Source organism: Eubacterium sp. CAG:156 (genome assembly GCF_000434315.1).
Classification (GTDB): Bacteria; Bacillota; Clostridia; order Lachnospirales; family Lachnospiraceae; genus Eubacterium_U; species Eubacterium_U album.
In genome coordinates, this window is sequence record NZ_FR878173.1 from 1 (window position 1) to 19392 (window position 19392).

Annotated in this window: 13 protein-coding genes and 1 other annotated feature; all 13 genes read left to right on the forward strand. The window is 31.0% G+C overall.

Annotated features, from left to right (window positions below; all coding sequences use genetic code 11):
• Positions 1–243: 243 nt before the first annotated feature.
• The 13 genes from ABMA45_RS08245 (at position 244) to ABMA45_RS08305 (ending at position 19366) form a co-directional block, all read left to right on the forward strand.
• Entirely contained in the window at positions 244–795 is a 552-nt protein-coding gene (locus tag ABMA45_RS08245; protein ID WP_022089417.1) for an RNA polymerase sigma factor, read from the forward strand.
• Positions 796–797: 2 nt separating this feature from the next.
• A complete protein-coding gene (locus tag ABMA45_RS08250) occupies positions 798–1568 on the forward strand; it encodes a DUF4367 domain-containing protein (protein ID WP_022089418.1) in 771 nt (256 codons plus the stop codon).
• A 15-nt stretch (positions 1569–1583) separates the two neighbouring features.
• Positions 1584–2018, forward strand: a complete 435-nt coding sequence (locus tag ABMA45_RS08255; RefSeq protein ID WP_022089419.1) for a hypothetical protein — start codon at positions 1584–1586, stop codon at positions 2016–2018.
• A 198-nt stretch (positions 2019–2216) separates the two neighbouring features.
• Positions 2217–8402 carry an RHS repeat-associated core domain-containing protein gene (locus tag ABMA45_RS08260; protein WP_022089420.1) on the forward strand — a complete coding sequence of 2062 codons (6186 nt, stop codon included), beginning with the start codon at positions 2217–2219 and terminating at the stop codon, positions 8400–8402.
• Positions 8403–8623: 221 nt separating this feature from the next.
• Complete coding sequence (locus ABMA45_RS08265; RefSeq protein WP_022089421.1) at positions 8624–9520, forward strand: hypothetical protein; 897 nt, start codon at positions 8624–8626, stop codon at positions 9518–9520.
• 147 nt (positions 9521–9667) lie between these two features.
• Entirely contained in the window at positions 9668–10066 is a 399-nt protein-coding gene (locus ABMA45_RS08270; protein ID WP_022089422.1) for a hypothetical protein, read from the forward strand.
• Positions 10067–10130: 64 nt separating this feature from the next.
• Positions 10131–10406 (forward strand) — a binding site (T-box leader).
• A 45-nt stretch (positions 10407–10451) separates the two neighbouring features.
• Positions 10452–12404 (forward strand): methionine--tRNA ligase, encoded by a 1953-nt coding sequence (metG, locus tag ABMA45_RS08275; RefSeq protein ID WP_022089423.1) that lies wholly within the window; start codon positions 10452–10454, stop codon positions 12402–12404.
• Between the two features lie 77 nt (positions 12405–12481).
• The gene (locus ABMA45_RS08280) at positions 12482–12901 is read left to right on the forward strand and encodes a hypothetical protein (protein ID WP_022089424.1); all 420 of its coding nucleotides are present in this window, start codon (positions 12482–12484) and stop codon (positions 12899–12901) included.
• A gap of 435 nt (positions 12902–13336) precedes the next feature.
• On the forward strand, positions 13337–14125 hold the full coding sequence (locus tag ABMA45_RS08285; protein WP_022089426.1) for a TatD family hydrolase: 789 nt from the start codon (positions 13337–13339) through the stop codon (positions 14123–14125).
• Positions 14126–14141: 16 nt separating this feature from the next.
• Positions 14142–15005: a 16S rRNA (adenine(1518)-N(6)/adenine(1519)-N(6))-dimethyltransferase RsmA gene (gene rsmA / locus ABMA45_RS08290; protein ID WP_022089427.1), complete on the forward strand. Its 864-nt coding sequence runs from the start codon at positions 14142–14144 to the stop codon at positions 15003–15005.
• A gap of 76 nt (positions 15006–15081) precedes the next feature.
• Entirely contained in the window at positions 15082–16050 is a 969-nt protein-coding gene (locus ABMA45_RS08295; RefSeq protein WP_022089428.1) for a DUF2079 domain-containing protein, read from the forward strand.
• Positions 16019–16633 carry a DUF2079 domain-containing protein gene (locus ABMA45_RS08300; RefSeq protein WP_022089429.1) on the forward strand — a complete coding sequence of 205 codons (615 nt, stop codon included), beginning with the start codon at positions 16019–16021 and terminating at the stop codon, positions 16631–16633. Before ABMA45_RS08295 ends, ABMA45_RS08300 begins: the two co-directional genes overlap by 32 nt.
• 81 nt (positions 16634–16714) lie before the next feature.
• A complete protein-coding gene (locus ABMA45_RS08305) occupies positions 16715–19366 on the forward strand; it encodes a translation factor GTPase family protein (RefSeq protein ID WP_022089430.1) in 2652 nt (883 codons plus the stop codon).
• Positions 19367–19392 lie beyond the last annotated feature (26 nt).

Genomic DNA, 19392 nt, shown 5'->3' on the forward strand with positions numbered 1-19392 from the left:
GTCTACTTTAGAGGTATCATATCAAAACTTTGCGGTCGCTTTATGTTTTGATGTTTAAGTTTTTGATAAAGAAAATGATATTTAAATTTTAATGAGAAAAAAAGGAAAATGTAAATAGATGGATAATAATTGTATTTTAGTTATATTAAATATAAAAATTTATTAAAATGTGTTCGGTTTTATGTTCAAATATCGTTTATAATATAGGGGAGAAATTTTACTAGTGAAAAAGGAATTGCGCAATTGAAGATTAACAATGAGAAAAAGAAAAGGGAGATAACCGGTTGGTATGAAAAATATTACCGTATTATGAGGACTAGAGCATATGAGATAGTGAGAGATTATCATATAGCCGATGATATGGTAAGCGAAGCATTTATAAAAGTGTTTAATAATTATGAAGAGATACGAAAACTTGAGGAACCTCAGATTGCGTTTTATCTCATCAGTATAATCAGAAATATTTCAATTGATTATACAAGAAAGCAAAAACGCGAAAATGCACATGTAAACTTGGGATTTGAAGATAATGAAATCGAAAAAATACCTGATGATGATGAAAGCAAATATCCGGAAATAATTTATGCAAGAAAAGAATTGCAGGACAATTTGAAAAAATATATGGATAAATTGTCACAAAGGGATGCGGAGTTGATTGTGTATAAGTACTTGTGGAATATGAGCGAAAAAGAAATAAGTGAGATGTTTCATATAAAGCAGGAACAGGTTCATGTATATGTGGGAAGAGCAAAAAAGCGTCTTTTCAAGATTATTAAAAAAGAGATGGAGATATAGTAATGAAGATGAGAAATGAAAGAGGGTTTGAGCAATTATTAAAAAAAGCATCTTCAACATATGTTGAAGAAAAAGGTGAAAAAATCATTGAGGAAGCAAATCAGTTAAATAAACAGAGTGGGGAGCCGCTACCTGAAAATTATACAAAGTTTATGGATGATTTGTTTACTGATAATCAAAAAGTGCAATTCAACAAAAGTAAAGAAAAAAAGAACGGAATTCCCCTGTTTTACAAGGCAGCGGTAGTTGTTGCAGCAGTTATGATTGTATTTAATATATCTGTTGTATCAGTACCGGCTATGAGAAGCGCAACTTTAGGATTTCTTGTTAAGGAGTCAAAAATAGCTACACAGATTCAGTCTAATGATGCTAATAAAGAAAATAACTCATGGTTAAATAAGGACAAGTTTGATATTGAATGGACGGAAGAATACAATGTAATATATTTGCCAGAAGGATTTAGTGCATTAACGTTATCGTGTAGCACGCTATCAAGATACATAGAATATGCAGACGGAAATGACAATAGTATTACACTTGGGCAGAATATTGATACTACAACATATTCAATAGATACGGAAAACGCAAAAGTAGAATATTTGGACATCAATGGAAAGAAAGCTATGTATGTTGAAAAAGAGTATGAGGAAATTGGAAATACAAATAAGTTGTTATGGAAAGAGGATGATTATTTTATAGGATTAGATGGAATCGGAGTTACCAAAGAAGAATTGGTTAAGGTAGCGGAGAGTGTGAAAAAAACTAAAAATTAAGAGGAGGAAATTTTAATGAAAAGATTTAGGAAATTTTTATGTTTATTTTTGGGAGTTGTAGTAATGATGTCATATACAAATGTAGCAGCACAGGAATTACAGAATGCGGATATAGAGGCAATATCACCAAGATATACTAATATGAGTTGGATTACTTCAACATTAGGAATTAGTGGAAATAAGGCTACATGTGAAGGTATATGTAAAATGACAGATAATAAAACTTGTGAAATAACAATGACATTACAAAGATGTACAAAGAGTGATAAGGCATATACACCATATAGAACATGGACACAGACTTTTTCAGGAACAGGAAAGAAAACACTGTCTAAAACAGTAGGTGTTGATTCAGGTTATTATTACAGAGTACAGGTCGTTGTTAAAATTTATTCAGGTTCTAAATTAGTAGAAGCAGGAGCAAAGTATAGCAGTGAAGTTTGGCATTAATGCATATAGGTGTGGCAGATATACTGTAACGTTACGTTAAAAAGTTGAAAATTAAATACTAAAGATTGTATTGTGAATAACATTAAAACATAATCCTTAAGCATAACCAGGTGTGTCATATAGAATCTCACTTATCGGAAAGGTTAATGCTTAAGGATTTTTTTAGGTAAATGTGATAATGTTTTAAGGAGGTCAAAGATGAGAAAGCTAATTAAAAAGGTATGTGCAGTTGTTGTGGCAAATGCGATTTTAATTTCAGGATTAAACATCAATTATGTATCGTGTGTAGCAAATGCTAATCAAGATAAAATTGTGCAAAATGAAATTAACGTTACAGCAAGTCAAAAAGAAGAAGCAAAAGAACAAGATAACAGAGTTAATAATCAATTAAAATCTACAAAGGAAAGTAAAGAAAAAAATAAAAATCCACAAGTAGTAAAGGAATTAAAAGAATTAAATACAGCAAATTCAACAACATATTTATTAAGTAATGGTGATAGAAGGTTAGAAATATATAGTGAGGATATTCGTTATAAAGAAAATGGAAAGTATGTAAAATATAATCCTGAATTAAAAAAGGTTACGGACAGTGAAAAAGAGGTAATAAAAAAAGAAATTCAAGAAAAAGATATTAAAGCAGATTATGAATATGTAAATATCGCAGGAGATGCAAAGCACTATTTTCCTAATAAATTAGAGGAAGAAAATCCTGTAGCTTTGATGAAAGGCAAACATAGAATATTATTTTCACCTATAAATATTGAGCAAATTAATTTGCAAAAGAAGACTGTGTTAGAAAGTATAGACAGTACTGTGTTGCCATTAAAACTAAATAAAGAGAGTGTAAAGAATACTAGCTTGGTATATAATGCCGGAAAGCAGATATCGTATAAATATACATCATTAAATAGTGGGATTAAGGAAGAAATAATATTATCAGAAATTCCTGAAACAAATGTATTTGAATTTAAATTACAGCTTAAGGATATGAAAGCAGAAGAGTATGAGGAACAAAAAGAAATTAGATTTTTTGATAAAAAGTCAGGAAAATTAATTGCATATATAAGTCAACCAAATATAAAGGATGCGAATAATGAATTAGTATATGATTCAATTCATTATGAAATGGAAAGTCTTAAAAAAGATGAGTATATTTTAAAAGTTGTAGTTGAAAACGAATATTTAAATTCAAAGGATATTAAATATCCTATAACAATAGATCCAACAGTAAGTTGGTTTAATGATAGCCTTCAAAGTGCAAGTGTAACAAACTTTGAATATTCAAAAAGTTTTAATTTAAAACATACAAGTGTAATTCAAATATATAACAAAGCAAAATACGGACAACATATATATGCTGAAGATATGTGTTATATAGATACAAGTGGAATTGATTACAATACTGGAATGGCAGGTTCATCATCTATGTTTTATGGCTCGGATGTGAAAAGTGCTTATTTGAGAATAACAGAAAAAGATAACATATATACAATTGGAAAGAGTGGAAGTGGTACATTTGTTTCAGGAAATGTTGAAGTAAGAAATCCAAATAGTACATGGAATCCAAATACTATTACTTGGAATAATCACCCACCCGTAGAAGATAGAGTGTGGTCGCAGTTTAAATGTACCGGGATTTCAAATACAGTACATAATGTTGATTTAAAGGATTGGGCTCAGGCAGTTGCAGATAGAAGTATAGGTAATAACGGATTGGCATTAAGATGTGTAGAAGAGGGAACCGGAGCTAATTTTTATACATCATCTTTACAAAATTTAAACTATATGAGACTTGCAATAACATATGAAAATCCACATATTGGTGAAAAAGATAATTATGCTTATGAAAAATTTGACACACCAAATGGAAGTGGAAAAATTGAATTGTCTCAAGGAAATTTTATGTATAAGCAGAATGATTTTTCATTACCTACACCACAATTGGGATTAGAAATAAGCAGAACATATAATTCGCGAAATACGGAACAATCAAACTTTGGCATAGGATGGACTTGTGAATATGATGCACATATAAAAAAGGATTTAAGATCCACAACATATGTTGATGGTTCAGGAGCAATATATGATATGAAAAATAAAAGTGAAACATCTTATATTTGTGATGAAAATCCTGATATATTGTTAGAAGAAGATAACAAAGTGATAACAAGAACTATTTCAGCTACAGACACAAAACCATCAAGTACAATAAGTTTCGTTGCAAAATATGTCCTTACAGATAAAAATAAGACAAAAAGATATTTTGATGAAGACGGTAAATTAATATTAATAGAAGAGTCAAATGGAACTTATATATATATAAAATATCATTCAACGGTAGGATTAATACAATCTGTTTATTCTGATAAGGGACGGAGCATAGATTTTGAATATTCATATTCTGATGGACAATATTATATTAGTAAAACAATTTTAGAGGATGGTTCATCATTTAACTATACTTATACGAACAAGAGACTTACAAGAGTTGTTCATAAAGGAAATGAGGGAAATGAAATAACATATAATTACGAGTACAATGCAAATGGACAAATGAGCAAGTTATTTGACGCGGTTGGAAATATCTATCAATTAGAATATGACGGAAAAAGTGTGAGTAGTGCAATTTATCCGGACAATTCGAGAATTGATGTGTATACGAATTATGAACCATTAAAAACAAGGGTATATACCAAGAATGCGAATAATATGATATTACATTATGAGCAGTATGAGTTTGATGAAAGTGGAAAAGTACTAAAGTGTACGAATGATGTAGGGAATGTAACTACATATGCATATAATGGAAGTTTGTTAACAAATACAACAGAAGAAGTTCAATATCATGAATTAATTGATAACATAGTGAAAACAATTACACCAACAGGGAAAAATGGGGATAAACAGTTAGAAGAAAAAAAGGAATATAATGAGGAAGGAAACATAATAAAAGAAACAGACGAAGAAGGAAATGTAACTGAATATACATATGGAGATATACAAAATCCTAATTATGAAACTAAAATAAAGACAACAACGGCAACAGGAAAAGTTATTGATGAAATTGCATTTGAGTATGACAGTGAAGGAAATCTTGTTAAGGAAACAGATTATATTGAAAAAACCGTAACAACATATGCTTATGATAGTGATGGCAATGAAATAGAAAATGTTGAAGTTTTAATTGATAAAAATGCTAATTTCAATAATGTAAGTAGTGCAGATATATCAAAGGGATTGGAAAATTCACAAGATACAGCAACATATAATAGAGATGGTAACGTGACAACTGCAAATACTGTATCCGGAACTATGAAGTTGACTGAACAAAATACATATGATGCGTTAGGAAGAATAAAGACGACAACAGATGAAAAAAATGTAGTAACTTCTTATGGCTATGATGAGTTTGGACGAAATAATAACACAATTGCAACAATTCCGGGAAAAGGAACAGAAACAACAACTACAGTTTATGATGCAAATGGGAGAATTATTGAAGAAACAGATAAGTCCGGCAGAAAAATGAAATATACATATGATAAAATGGGACGCGTTACTTCAAAAACGATAATTTATGGAAATGAACAACGTACAACTACGACAACTTATGGGTACATGGATAACTTCTATATTATTGTGGGAAATGGAACAAATAAAAGAATTCCAACAGTGTATGTTGTAACAGAAAAGAATACAAATAATGAAGTTGTTTCAAGTGTATATACGGATGCCTATGGACAAAAAGTACGAGAGGAAAGCAATGGCATATGTAAAGATTATACATATGATAGGCAGGGAAATGTATTTACAACGTATACAAGAGGAGTTAGTGGTACGAATCCTATAGCACCTAAGTTAACAGTTACTGTATATGACAAATATGGAAGGTTAACTAATACTATTGAAAATCCAATTTACAGAAATGGTGCATTTACAGTAGATGCAACGCAATCAATTGTTAAAACAAATAAGTATAATGAAAATGGAAATTTAATAGAGGAAACAGATGGTAAAGGAAATAAAACAATATATGAATATAATGAGGAAGGGAAACTCATAAAAGTAAAATTGTCAGATGGAACAGAACCGGCAAATGAGACTTTTTATGCATATGATATACAAAATAAAGATGCATTAGGAAATATTATTACAACAAAAGATACTACAACAAACGCATTGGGAAATATTTCAGAATCAATATATAATGGTGCAGGTCAGTTGTTATCTGTAGAAGACAAAAATACAACAAACAGTATAAAAACATCATATGATTATGATAATAGTGGAAATAAAATAAAGGAAACATTTTCAGATGGAAGTTATATAAAATACACATATGACAAGAAAAATTTACTGTTGTTGAAATATGAATATAATTCAAAAAATGTATGGACTAAATTGTCGCATTATGAATACAATGAAGATGATAAACTAACAGTAGTGCAGGATTATAATGTAACAAATAACACTCCAAAGACTTACCGATATACAAAATATGAGTACGACGGTTTAGGAAGAATGGTAGGGTACTCAGAAATTAATGGAAAAAGCCAGCCTACGGAAGAGGAAGTCAATGCCAACAAACTTGTTTACAAATATGACATAGAAGACAAGCTAATAGAAATAAGATACCCGAATATTGTGAAAGACAAGCTTAAAGGTATAAAATTTGAATATAACAATTATAAATGGCTAGTAAAAATAAAGGGAATAATTAGTGAAAATGGAGAAGAAAGATTACAGGATATCAGAAACTACGAATACTATAATGATAGTAAAATAAAAATTATCAAAGATTATAGAGACTTTTTAAACCTATCTGACGGATATGTTCAAAAATCATACGAATATGACATATTTGACAGAGTAACAACGATGACGTATGTCGATAGTATAAATTTAAACAAAATATTAGAGCAATATACATATGGATATGATAAGAACAGCAATATAACCACAGAGAATATTATTAACGATTATCCTACAGATGAAAATGAAAAAGTTAATGAAACCAGAACATATACATATGATAATTTGAATCGAATGATTGCATCTAAGAAAACAGATAATTTAAGACAAACGGAAATTAATACAACATATACATATGATAAAGGTGGAAATTGTACTAAGGTTGATGAAAATGGAATAATAACTAATAATACTTACAATGGATTAAATCAATTAGTACAGAGTGAAGTTATAAAAAATAATGTTAGAGATTCATATACAGTATATACATATGATGCAAATGGAAATCAAATATTAGAACAGACAAAAGATGCAACATCAACAATAACAGAGATTGTACAGAAAGAATATGATGCAAACAATCAGTTAACAAAGGTTACATGCAGAAATGGAAATACAAGTGGAAAAATAAAGTATACACAGGAAAATACATATAATTATGACGGAAAAAGAATTTCTAAAAATGATAATGGTGCAGTAACTAACTATTTTTATCAGGGAGAAGTTGTATTATATACAACAGATGAAAGTGGAAATGTTACAAGTCATAATATTATAGGACCTCAGAATAATATTATTGCGACAATACGTTATGAAAATGAGGGTGAGCATTCATATTTTTATAACAAAGATATACGTACAAGTGTATCCAATATAATAGATGAAAGCGGACAAGCGATAGCAAGTTACAAATATGGAGATTATGGAAAAACAACAAAGGTCGGAAATTTAAATTTCTATAATGAAATATGCTACACATCAGGAGTATATGATGAATTAACAGGACTTTATTATTTTAATTCAAGATATTATAACCCTGATACAGCTACATTTATTACGCAAGACAGTTACAGAGGAGAGGCAGATGACTATGAAACATGGAATTTGTACGCATATTGTGGAGGAAATCCTATTAGTTATGTAGATCCGAGTGGACATAAAAAAGAAAAGATATATGGAGTTGTATTAGAAGTAAAGACTACTAAAACAGATAAAGAAAAGACTAAGTTTGTTAAAGCTTTATATAGAATTTCAAATAAAAATAAATTTAAAGACAAATACAAATTATTTAAGATAAAAGTTGCAAGACAAGTATTGGTTGCACAAAGTGCTTGGGAAAGTGGATATGGAACTAGCAATTTGGCAGTAAATAATAATAATTTATTTGGGTTTGTTGGCAAAAAGTATGACTCTATTAAAGATTCGATAGAAGCATATGCATGGCAATTAAATAATGGAAAACAAAGAGGCTATAAAAAAGCAAGAAAATATTTGAAAAAAAATAAGAAAGATGCAGTGGGATATATTGGAAAATTTGCAGGGACATATTGTGTTTCATCATCACCGGAATCGTACACAAATACTATAATGAATATGATTAATTATATAAAAAACAGGGGAGTATGGAGATGATAGTTATAAATATGCTAATTTTAACATAAAAAAATAATTAGTTATTGAGAATTTTAATTGTATAGGGCAAGGCCATGTTTATAAAGGCGAGGTTTTTGTAAAGAAAAAACGAGGCTTTAATAAACAAATAAACCACCGGCTATGCCGGTGGTTGTGATTACAATTGAAAATGCATAATGCATACATAATTAACATGTTTATAGAAAGAAACGGAGACTAATATGAAGAAAATATTAACTATAATGACTATATCGATAATAGTCTTAGTTGGTTGCGACACATCAGAAAATATCACAACTAAAAAAGAAAAAATAAAAACGTCAACAGATTATTATAAAGATGAGATTAAGAAAATGACTGATAAAGATATATATAAAATGATTGTTGAGGATTATGATAACGACGGCGAAAAAGAAGCTTTTATTTTAGTTAATAAAGAGGAGGATAAAGAAAATAAATTTGAATTATGGTTTTTAGGTGGGAAAAATAGTCAAAAATTGTCGGATGAATTTGTTGCAACAGAAGATACAACAATTGAGTTGTTTATAAAAAATAAAAACTATATTATTTTTAATGTTGCACAATTAAGGCAGAATGACAGCATGTATACAGAAATATATAAAGTAAAAGAAAATAAGGCAGTAAAGGTTTTTAAACAAAATAAGATAAATTTATTTTTAGAAAACGAAGAATTATATGCATATGATTATTCATATTCTGTGCTACAGCCGGAATTTAATGAATGGATGAGTTTGTCTCAGCAAAAGTATCATATTAAATGGAATGGCAAGAAAGAAATGTGTCAGGACTATGATGTTAAGACATTATCGGAAGAAAAATTTAGCAAAATTTCTAAAGCTGATGATGTAAAAAATTTAATAAAAAAACAAATTAAAAAAAGATATGGAAAAAAGACTACAAATATTGAGTACAAGTATTTTGAAAGAGAAGATAAAAGTGTAGATATTAATATTATTGTAACGACAAAGGACGGAAGTAAATATAAATATTATGTTTCTACATCTGTAATTAACAATACATTAGGAACAAATATAATAATGAGTGAAGGCAATAAAGAAAAATACTTATTTAAAAGTTTAAATGAGCTGACTAACTAATACAGAATAAAAATATAATTGTATATTTCTAGACATATATGATGAGAAGAAATATTGATGCATGAAAAAACAGAATTTACCAAAATAAACATATATACTGTTTTATATAACTTAGTTTAGTAAGGGAGAAAAGATATATATTCGTATGTGGAAATTTATAATGATGCAGCAGTTTTATCAATCTTTTTTTCTATCGAAAAAAAGAACTTACAAGCAGGTTTGCAAAAAATTATGTGGATTATAAAAAATCTAAGAGAAAATATATCGCAAAGGGATATAGATATGAATATGACTTTTTTCACGGACAACCTATGGTTTTGGCTAGAAGACTCCAATGAATTAAACTTTCAGATGGGATATGATTTCATAAAGAAAAAAGAATTATTAACAATCAAAGAAAAAATTAAGGAAAATAAAAAAATAGATTATTATCGTTTGAGAGAAGTATCAAATGTTATATTCAGAAATCAAAACATTTCTTTGATTGTAATGGGTGATGCAAAGGGATTGACGAGGCAGAGGTTGAAAGAGTGGTTGGAAATATAGACAATTCAGCTTTCAATATTGACAAATAATCATAAAAATAATACACTCATAGTAATTGGCATAATTAAACGCAATGAAGAGAAGAGTACATGGGAATACAGTTTACAGAGAGTCTGATTAGGTGAAAGCAGACAACAGGTTGAACTATGGAAGATGGACTTGGAGCGGCATGGGCGAGCATAAAGTAAACCTGTGACGGATACACCCGTTAAAGTGAAATGAGATTTGGATATAGTTTTGTTAGTGGATTAAGAATAGTATTTGAATACAGTAATTAATGATACTAATATCTGAATAAAGTAAAGTGGTACCACGAAGTTAAAGCACTCTCGTCTTTGCATAAAGAAGAGAGTGCTTATTTTATATGAAAAGGAGTTTATTTGAAATGGAAAAGAAACCATATTATTTGACAACAGCCATTGCTTACACATCAGGTAAGCCACATATTGGAAACACATACGAAGCAATCCTTGCAGACAGCATTGTACGTTATAAGAGACAGCAGGGTTATGATGTAAGATTCCAGACAGGAACAGATGAACATGGACAGAAGGTTGAATTAAAGGCAGCAGAAAAAGGTGTAACACCAAAGGAATTTGTAGATGAAGTATCAGGAGAAATCAGACGAATTTGGGATTTGGTTGGAACATCATATGATAAATTTATAAGAACAACAGACGAAGATCATGAACAACAGGTTCAGAAGATTTTTAAGAAATTATATGATCAGGGCGATATTTACAAAGGTGAATACGAAGGAATGTATTGTACACCATGTGAATCATTCTTTACAACATCACAGTTAGTAGATGGCAAATGTCCTGACTGTGGAAGAGAATGTACACCTGCAAAGGAAGAAGCATATTTCTTTAGAATGAGCAAATATGCAGATAGATTAATTGAACACATCAATACACATCCTGAATTTATTCAGCCGGAATCAAGAAAGAATGAAATGATGAACAATTTCCTTCTTCCGGGACTTCAGGATTTATGCGTATCAAGAACATCATTTAAATGGGGTGTTCCTGTAGACTTTGATCCAAAGCATGTTATTTATGTATGGATTGATGCATTATCAAACTATATTACAGGACTTGGATACGATGTAGATGGAAATCACAGTGAATTATATAAGAAGTATTGGCCGGCAGACCTTCACTTAATTGGAAAAGATATTTTAAGATTCCATACAATTTACTGGCCAATTATGTTAATGGCATTAGACGTTCCACTTCCAAAGCAGATATTTGGACATCCATGGTTACTTCAGGGTGGAGAAAAAATGAGCAAGTCAAAAGGAAACATCATTTATGCTGATGACCTTGCAAGCTTATTTGGAGTAGATGCAGTAAGATACTTCGTTCTTCATGAAATGCCATTTGAAAACGATGGAACAATTACTTGGGAATTAATGGTTGAAAGAATGAATTCTGACCTTGCAAACACACTTGGAAACCTTGTAAACAGAACAATTTCAATGTCAAATAAATACTTTGGCGGTGTTGTAAATAACGCAGGTGTTACAGAAGAAGTTGATGAAGACTTAAAGAAAGTTGTCCTTGAAACTCAGGTTAAGGCATCTAAGAAAATGGAAGACTTAAGAGTTGCAGATGCAATTACTGAAATCTTCACAATGTTTAAGAGATGCAATAAATACATTGATGAAACAATGCCTTGGGCATTAGCAAAGGATGAAGAAAAGAAGGCAAGACTTGAAACAGTTCTTTACAATTTAATTGAAAGTATTACAATAGGAGCAAGTCTTTTAGAACCATTTATGCCTGAAACATCAAAGAAGATTCTTGAACAGTTAAATACACAGGCAAGAGCCTTTGATGATATGACTGAATTTGGAAAATATCCATCAGGAAATAAGGTTACAGAAAAACCTGAAATCTTATTTGCAAGATTAGACATCAAAGATGTAATGCCAAAGGTAGAAGAAATTCAGGCAAAGCAGAAAGCAGAAACAGCACCGGAAGAAAAATATCCGGAAGTTGAACCAAAGGAAGAAATCACAATTGATGATTTTGATAAAGTACAGATTCGTGTTGGTGAAGTATTAAAATGTGAGCCTGTTCCAAAGGCAAAGAAACTTTTGGTTTCACAGATTCGTATTGGAAATGAAGTTCGACAGATTGTATCAGGTATCGCAAAATACTACAAACCGGAAGAAATGGTTGGAAAGAAAGTTGCAGTTATCACAAACTTAAAACCTTGTAAACTTTGTGGCGTAGAATCACAGGGAATGATTCTTGCAGCAGCAGATGACGACGGAAATCTTTCAGTCATGACATTAGATAAAGATATGCCGGCAGGAAGTGAAATCTGCTAAGATAAATTATTTGTAAAATGTATTAAATGATAAAGTAACCGATGTTTGTTTAAGAATGTATTAATGGGGAGCAGGTTATGACAGTAAATAAATGGATTAAAAACAGAATATTTGCAATTGCCATTTTATTGTCAATTATTTTTAGCTCAGGCTATTCTTCTTATGCTGCCACAGCATTTGTAAATCAGAATGATTATACTTATGCAGGAAGTATTAAGCAGGAAGCAAAAAGAGTTAAAAGTGAATGCCTGTGTCCTGAAAAAAATGCACAAATACAGATTAAAAGAACTGTAGATGGAACTTCAAAAGAAGCAAAATTAAGAAACAGATATCAGCAACCGTTTATTTATGGAGCAATATTTTCACACAATTTATTTCCGGGAGGAGTTAGTGTAAAGAGTGTTGCAGGTTTATATACTTATAATAAACGGAAGAATTACAATATAGTTTATATACACAACCAGGATGGAAAAAAGAGAGTACTGACTATTACATAGATAAAATCTTTTGTAATAGGAGGTGTGTGTTATGGCAATGAATATAGTAGCTATTATTTTAGCTGTTGTATGTGTTGCAGCAGGAGTAGCCTGCTGGTGGACACAAAGACCTGGCGATGATGAATAATAAAGTAAATTAAAAGGGACCTTTGACGGAAATTATTAAATTGAAAAATCAACGGACAGTTTGGTTTGAAATTTGGTAAAAGTATGTCAAAGGTCTTGTTTTTTCGTGCATTGAAACGCATTCGAAGTGTTGCAAGCAACTCTTTATTCGAGTATAATGAGTGAGGATATGTTACGGGAAAAAGATGGATTTTATAAATATGATGTTGGGGTCAAAAGCACCTGGCTTTGATGCCTACAGATTTTTTTAAGTGACACTGCAAAATTAAGATTATAAATTGAAGATAATCAACGAGTGGAGGAAGAATCATGATAATTGATACACACGCACATTATGATGACGAAGCATTTGATAAAGATAGAGAGAAGCTCTTAGATTCTATGCAAAACAGAGGAATTGAATATATTGTAAATGTGGGAGCAAGCATTGCATCATGCAAAACAACAGTTGGTCTTACAAGAAGATTCCCTAATGTATATGGGGCGCTTGGAGTTCATCCTGACGAAGTTGCAAGTCTTACAGATGAGGATTTTGACTGGTTGAAACACGCAATTTATAAGCCTAAGATTGTTGCAGTGGGAGAAATAGGACTTGATTATCATTGGAATGATAACAGAGATGAACAGATTGCCTGGTTTGAAAAGCAGATGGAACTTGCAAGAGAAGCAGAACTTCCAATAATTGTTCATAGCAGAGAGGCAGCTAAAGATACTTTAGATGTTATGAAGGCTTCAAAGGCAGAAGAAATCGGAGGAATCGTTCATTGCTTTTCATATGAAAAAGAAATGGCACGTGAATACATTGATATGGGATTCTATTTAGGAATCGGAGGCGTAATAACATTTAAGAATGCAAGAAAATTACGTGAAGTAGTTGAATATGCTCCAATGGAAAATTTAGTATTAGAAACAGACTGCCCATATTTATCACCTGAACCGAACAGAGGAAAGAGAAATTCATCATTGAATATTCCGTATATTGTTAGTGCAATTTCTGAAATAAAGGGAATAACTCCTGACGAAGTTGTAGAGATTACAAGCAATAATGCAAAGAAAATATATGGCATCGGATTAGATGATGTAGACAGATTAATATAGAAAATGAGGAAAAATAATGGCATATTTAGGAAGCCCGAAAGCAACATTAGAAGTAATAAATAAATATGGATTTGCATTTCAAAAGAGATTCGGACAAAATTTTTTAATTGATTCTAATATATTAGAAAATATTGTAAGTGCTGCAAATATTACAAAAGAAGATTTTGTATTAGAAATTGGTCCGGGAATAGGAACAATGACACAGTATTTGTGCGAAAATGCAAGAGAAGTAGTTGCAGTGGAAATTGATAAGTCACTTATTCCGATACTTCAGGATACTTTAAGCGAATATAATAACGTAGAAGTAATTAATGAAGACGTCTTAAAAGTGGATATTAAGAAATTGGCAGAAGAAAGAAATGACGGAAAGCCAATTAAGGTTGTTGCAAATTTGCCTTATTATATAACAACTCCTATCATAATGGGATTATTTGAAAGTGGAGTGCCAATTGACAGCATTACAATTATGGTTCAAAAGGAAGTTGCAGACAGAATGAAGACGGGTCCCGGTTCAAAGGATTATGGAGCTTTATCATTAGCCGTTCAGTATTATGCAACAGCAGATATAGTGCTAAAGGTTCCGGCATCATGTTTTATGCCAAAGCCGAATGTAGATTCTGCAGTTATAAAACTTACAAGACACAAAGATACTCAGGTAAAAGTAAGCAATGAGAAATTAATGTTTAAGATTATACGTGCTTCATTTAACCAAAGACGTAAAACATTGGCTAACGGATTGAAAAATTCACCGGAATTAAATTTTACAAGGGAACAGGTTACAGAGGCACTTGCTTCAATGGGCAAATCAGAAAGCGTAAGAGGAGAGGCATTTACTCTTGAAGAATTTGCAAAATTAACAGATATACTAAACAGTAAATAATAACGAAAAATCAAGTCAGGAATGATGTGAAGAACAGAGTTCTTGACTTATTTTGATATATAGAGGAGAAACATATATGAAGTCGGAGATAGATATTGAAAAAGTAACAGTTAGTTTGTTTGGAGGGTATATGTTAAGTTCATTGCTTAGTGGAATGAGTATAAGTGAAATAGCTAAACCTAATATTTTGGTAATTGTAATTAAACTTATTGTTTGTATAGGAATAATTGGTGCTGTAACTTTCAAAAATATTAAAAATGGTAAATTGGTTTCTTGTTTTGTGATTTTTATGTTTGCAATAAAAGTATTACTAATAAATTTATATATAACGAAAAATACACAGAGCAAAAACATTTTTTTGCTCTGTGTATTGTCAATCTTAGTGATAAGCGCTTATTGGTATATGAAGGAAGAAATAAAAGAAGAATTAAAAAAGATAAAAATTGCAAATATAAAATTATGTCTAATATTAATTGGATTGTTTATAATTATGACTGTATGTGGGGTAGGTATAGCAAGATATAAGGCATATGCTATAGGAACATATGATTTTGGAATTTTTGCTCAAATGTTTGAGTATATGAGACAAAAGGGTACAATGGAAACTACTATAGAAAAACAATATCTTATGTCACATTTAGGTAGACATTTTTCTTTGATATTTTATTTGTTATATCCAATTTATTATATATTTCCACATCCAGAGACACTTCTAATTGCTCAAGGAATAATGATTGCATTACCTATAATTCCTATTTATTTATTATGTAAACATTATGATATAGGGAATTATAATATGTTTGCAATAGTTGTTATTTATGCTTTGTATCCGGCAGTTATAGGAGGTACATTATATGGTATACATGAAAATAGTTTTTTGACATTCTTATTATTAATGCTTATATGGGCAGTAGAAACTAACCGAAGAAAAAGTGAAGTTATATTTCTTATATTAACATTAATGATAAAAGAGGATGTTGTTATTTATATATTTATATTAGGAATATATTATATTGTTTCAAAGATATGTAATAACACAATTTGAAGTTGGCGGTAAGGAAAAAATCCAATATATTATATATATGATTATGCCAATTGGGTTATTATTATTTAATGGAGGAAAGAAATATAGTAGATACATTTTGTTGTTGCCATTTTTATTTATTAATGTTGCTAGTGCATATATATATTTTTATAGTATCAGGGCTCATTATAATTATGGAACAATTGCGTTTATAATGTTTATTATAATTCTTAATATTAGTAGTTGCTATAAAAAGGATAATGTAGACAAGATTGTTATAAGTTTAATTATATCAGTAATGATGTTTGTATGCGTAACCATTCCAAATACCGTTGAATATATATCAATGGTTGCAGAAAATGGTACAACAATAGAAAAAATGGATAAAGGAATTGAAAAAGTTCCATTAAATGCTAGTGTGACGGCTTATGGGTTACTGATTCCGCATTTAAGTAAAAATTTACAATTATATGATATCGATTATGTTAAAACAATTAACACAGAATATGTAGTAATTGATGAAAGAGTAAATAAACAATATCCATTAAAAGATTATAAACTTATATATGAAGATAAAGGAGTGATTGCTATATACAAAAAATAAATAATTGTTTATTTTCGTTACGGAATGATGTGAAGAACAGAGTTCTTGACTTATTTTGATATATAGAGGAGAAACAGGCGTATGAAACAATTGATATTAGGAATTTTGGCACATGTAGATGCAGGAAAAACTACATTGTCAGAGGCTTTGTTATATACAACAGGAAACATAAGGAAATTAGGAAGAGTTGACCATAAAGATGCATTTTTGGATACATATTCCCTTGAGCGTGAGCGTGGAATTACAATATTCTCAAAGCAGGCACAGTTAAAGTGGAAAAATGAAAATGAAGAAATAAACATGACTTTGCTTGATACTCCGGGGCATGTGGATTTTTCTGCGGAAATGGAAAGAACACTACAGGTTCTTGATTATGGAATCTTAGTTGTCAGCGGAAGTGATGGAGTTCAGGGGCATACAGAAACTTTGTGGAAACTTTTAAAAAGATACAACATCCCTACATTTATATTTGTTAATAAAATGGATTTAGCTGGTAGTGATAAAAATCATATAATGGAGAATTTGAAATCAAGACTAGATACAAATTGCGTAGATTTTTCTGATTATGAGAAGTCAGATGATAATTTTCTTGAAAATGTTGCAACATGTGATGAAAATGCCCTTGAAAATTATATGGATACAGGTGAAATATCAAATGAGGAAATAACTAATCTTATTGCAGAAAGAAAGGTATTTCCATGCTTTTTTGGTTCAGCTTTAAAGCTTGATGGCATTGAACTTTTATTAAATGCAATGGCTAATCTTACTAAGAATAAAAGTTATTCGGATGAATTTGGAGCAAGGGTATATAAAATATCAAGAGACAGTCAGGGAAACAGACTTACACATATGAAGGTTACAGGCGGAGTACTTAAAGTTAAAGATGTAATCAATGATGAAAAGGTTAATCAGATTAGAATTTATTCAGGAAACAAATTTGAGACAAAAGATAGCGTAAAAGCAGGCGAAGTGTGTGCTGTAACAGGACTCGAAAATACAAGACCGGGACAGGGAATCGGAAATCAGGAAGGAGAGAGTATTCCGGTATTAGAGCCGGTTTTGACATATCAGATTATTTTACCTGAAGGATGCGATGCTCATAGTACATTTAACAAATTAAAGCAGTTAGAAGAGGAAGACCCGCAGCTTGATATTGTGTGGAATGAAAATTTGAAAGAAATTCATGCAAGACTTATGGGAGATGTTCAGATTGAAATTTTACAGAGTCTTATAAAGGAAAGATTTGATATAGATGTGACATTTGGACAGGGTAGCATTGTGTATAAGGAAACCATCAAAAATAAGGTGGAAGGAATAGGACATTTTGAGCCGCTTAGACATTATGCGGAAGTACATTTGCTTCTTGAGCCGGGAGAACCGGGAAGTGGAATGGTATTTGAAACTGCATGCAAGGAAGATGATTTGGACAAAAACTGGCAAAGATTAATACTTACTCATTTGTACGAAAAGCAGCATGTGGGTGTGCTTACAGGCTCGCACATTACCGATATGAAGATAACACTTATTGGCGGCAGAGCGCACGCAAAACATACTGAAGGTGGAGATTTCAGACAGGCAACTTATAGGGCAGTGCGAAATGGATTGAAACAGGCAGAAAGTGTTTTACTTGAGCCATATTATGAATTTACATTGGAAGTGCCTACGGAAAATGTGGGCAGGGCGATGAATGACATAAGCCAGATGAAAGGGGAATTTGAGACACCGAAGACAAATGGTGAGGTTACGGAGATTACAGGGTATGCACCTGTATCAACTATGAGCGGATACATTACAACCGTAAATACTTATACAAGAGGGCGTGGAAGGTTGTATTGCAAATTAGCAGGATATATGCCATGCCACAATGCTTCTGAAGTTATTATGGGAATTAACTATGACAGTGAACGTGATGTAGAGAATCCAACAGGCTCAGTATTTTGTGCTCATGGTGCAGGATTTAATGTTGAATGGGATAAAGTAAAGGATTATGCACATGTAACAACTGATAACTTAAAGGATAATGATTATGAAGAACCGGAAAAATTTGTACCGGTAAAGCAGCCTGAACCAGGGAAAAAGTGGCAAATGGGTGCAAGTTATGCAGAGGACAAAGAATTACAGGCAATATTTGAAAAACAGTTTGGTCCTGTTAAAAGACGTTTGGCGAATGAAACAGGATTTGGTTATACGGATAATCAGGGAAGTGGAAAGAGAACACAGAAGGAATATGTTTATAAGGAAAACAAAAATAAGAAAAATGAGAAAAAATATTTGCTTGTGGATGGTTACAATGTAATATTTGCATGGAATGAATTAAATGAACTTGCACAGGTCAATCTGGATGGGGCAAGACTTAAACTTATGGATATTATGAGTAATTATCAGGGATACAAGCAATGCGAGTTAATACTTGTATTTGATGCATACAAAGTTAAGGGAAATATAGGAGAGGTTTCAAAATACAACAATATAAATGTTGTCTATACAAAAGAAGCGGAAACGGCAGACACATATATTGAAAAAGTAACTAATGAAATCGGGAAAAAATATCAGGTTACGGTTGCAACATCAGACAGACTTGAGCAAATGATTGTGTTGAGCAGGGGAGCAGTTCGTATGTCATCAAATGAATTACTTCAGGATGTTATGGCTGTGCATGAAGCAGGCTTAAGACAATACAAATCATCTCAGAAGATAGAAAAGAATTATTTGGATGAATTGATTAATAAATAATCATATTTTAATCGCTAACTGCATAT

Excerpts from the sequence above, each read along its gene's own strand:
- ABMA45_RS08250 (WP_022089418.1), top strand. The coding sequence starts at position 798 with ATGAAGATGAGAAATGAAAGAGGGTTTGAGCAATTATTAAAAAAAGCA.
- ABMA45_RS08255 (WP_022089419.1), top strand. The coding sequence starts at position 1,584 with ATGAAAAGATTTAGGAAATTTTTATGTTTATTTTTGGGAGTTGTAGTA.
- ABMA45_RS08260 (WP_022089420.1), top strand. The coding sequence starts at position 2,217 with ATGAGAAAGCTAATTAAAAAGGTATGTGCAGTTGTTGTGGCAAATGCG.
- ABMA45_RS08265 (WP_022089421.1), top strand. The coding sequence starts at position 8,624 with ATGAAGAAAATATTAACTATAATGACTATATCGATAATAGTCTTAGTT.
- metG (WP_022089423.1), top strand. The coding sequence starts at position 10,452 with ATGGAAAAGAAACCATATTATTTGACAACAGCCATTGCTTACACATCA.
- ABMA45_RS08280 (WP_022089424.1), top strand. The coding sequence starts at position 12,482 with ATGACAGTAAATAAATGGATTAAAAACAGAATATTTGCAATTGCCATT.
- ABMA45_RS08285 (WP_022089426.1), top strand. The coding sequence starts at position 13,337 with ATGATAATTGATACACACGCACATTATGATGACGAAGCATTTGATAAA.
- rsmA (WP_022089427.1), top strand. The coding sequence starts at position 14,142 with ATGGCATATTTAGGAAGCCCGAAAGCAACATTAGAAGTAATAAATAAA.
- ABMA45_RS08295 (WP_022089428.1), top strand. The coding sequence starts at position 15,082 with ATGAAGTCGGAGATAGATATTGAAAAAGTAACAGTTAGTTTGTTTGGA.
- ABMA45_RS08305 (WP_022089430.1), top strand. The coding sequence starts at position 16,715 with ATGAAACAATTGATATTAGGAATTTTGGCACATGTAGATGCAGGAAAA.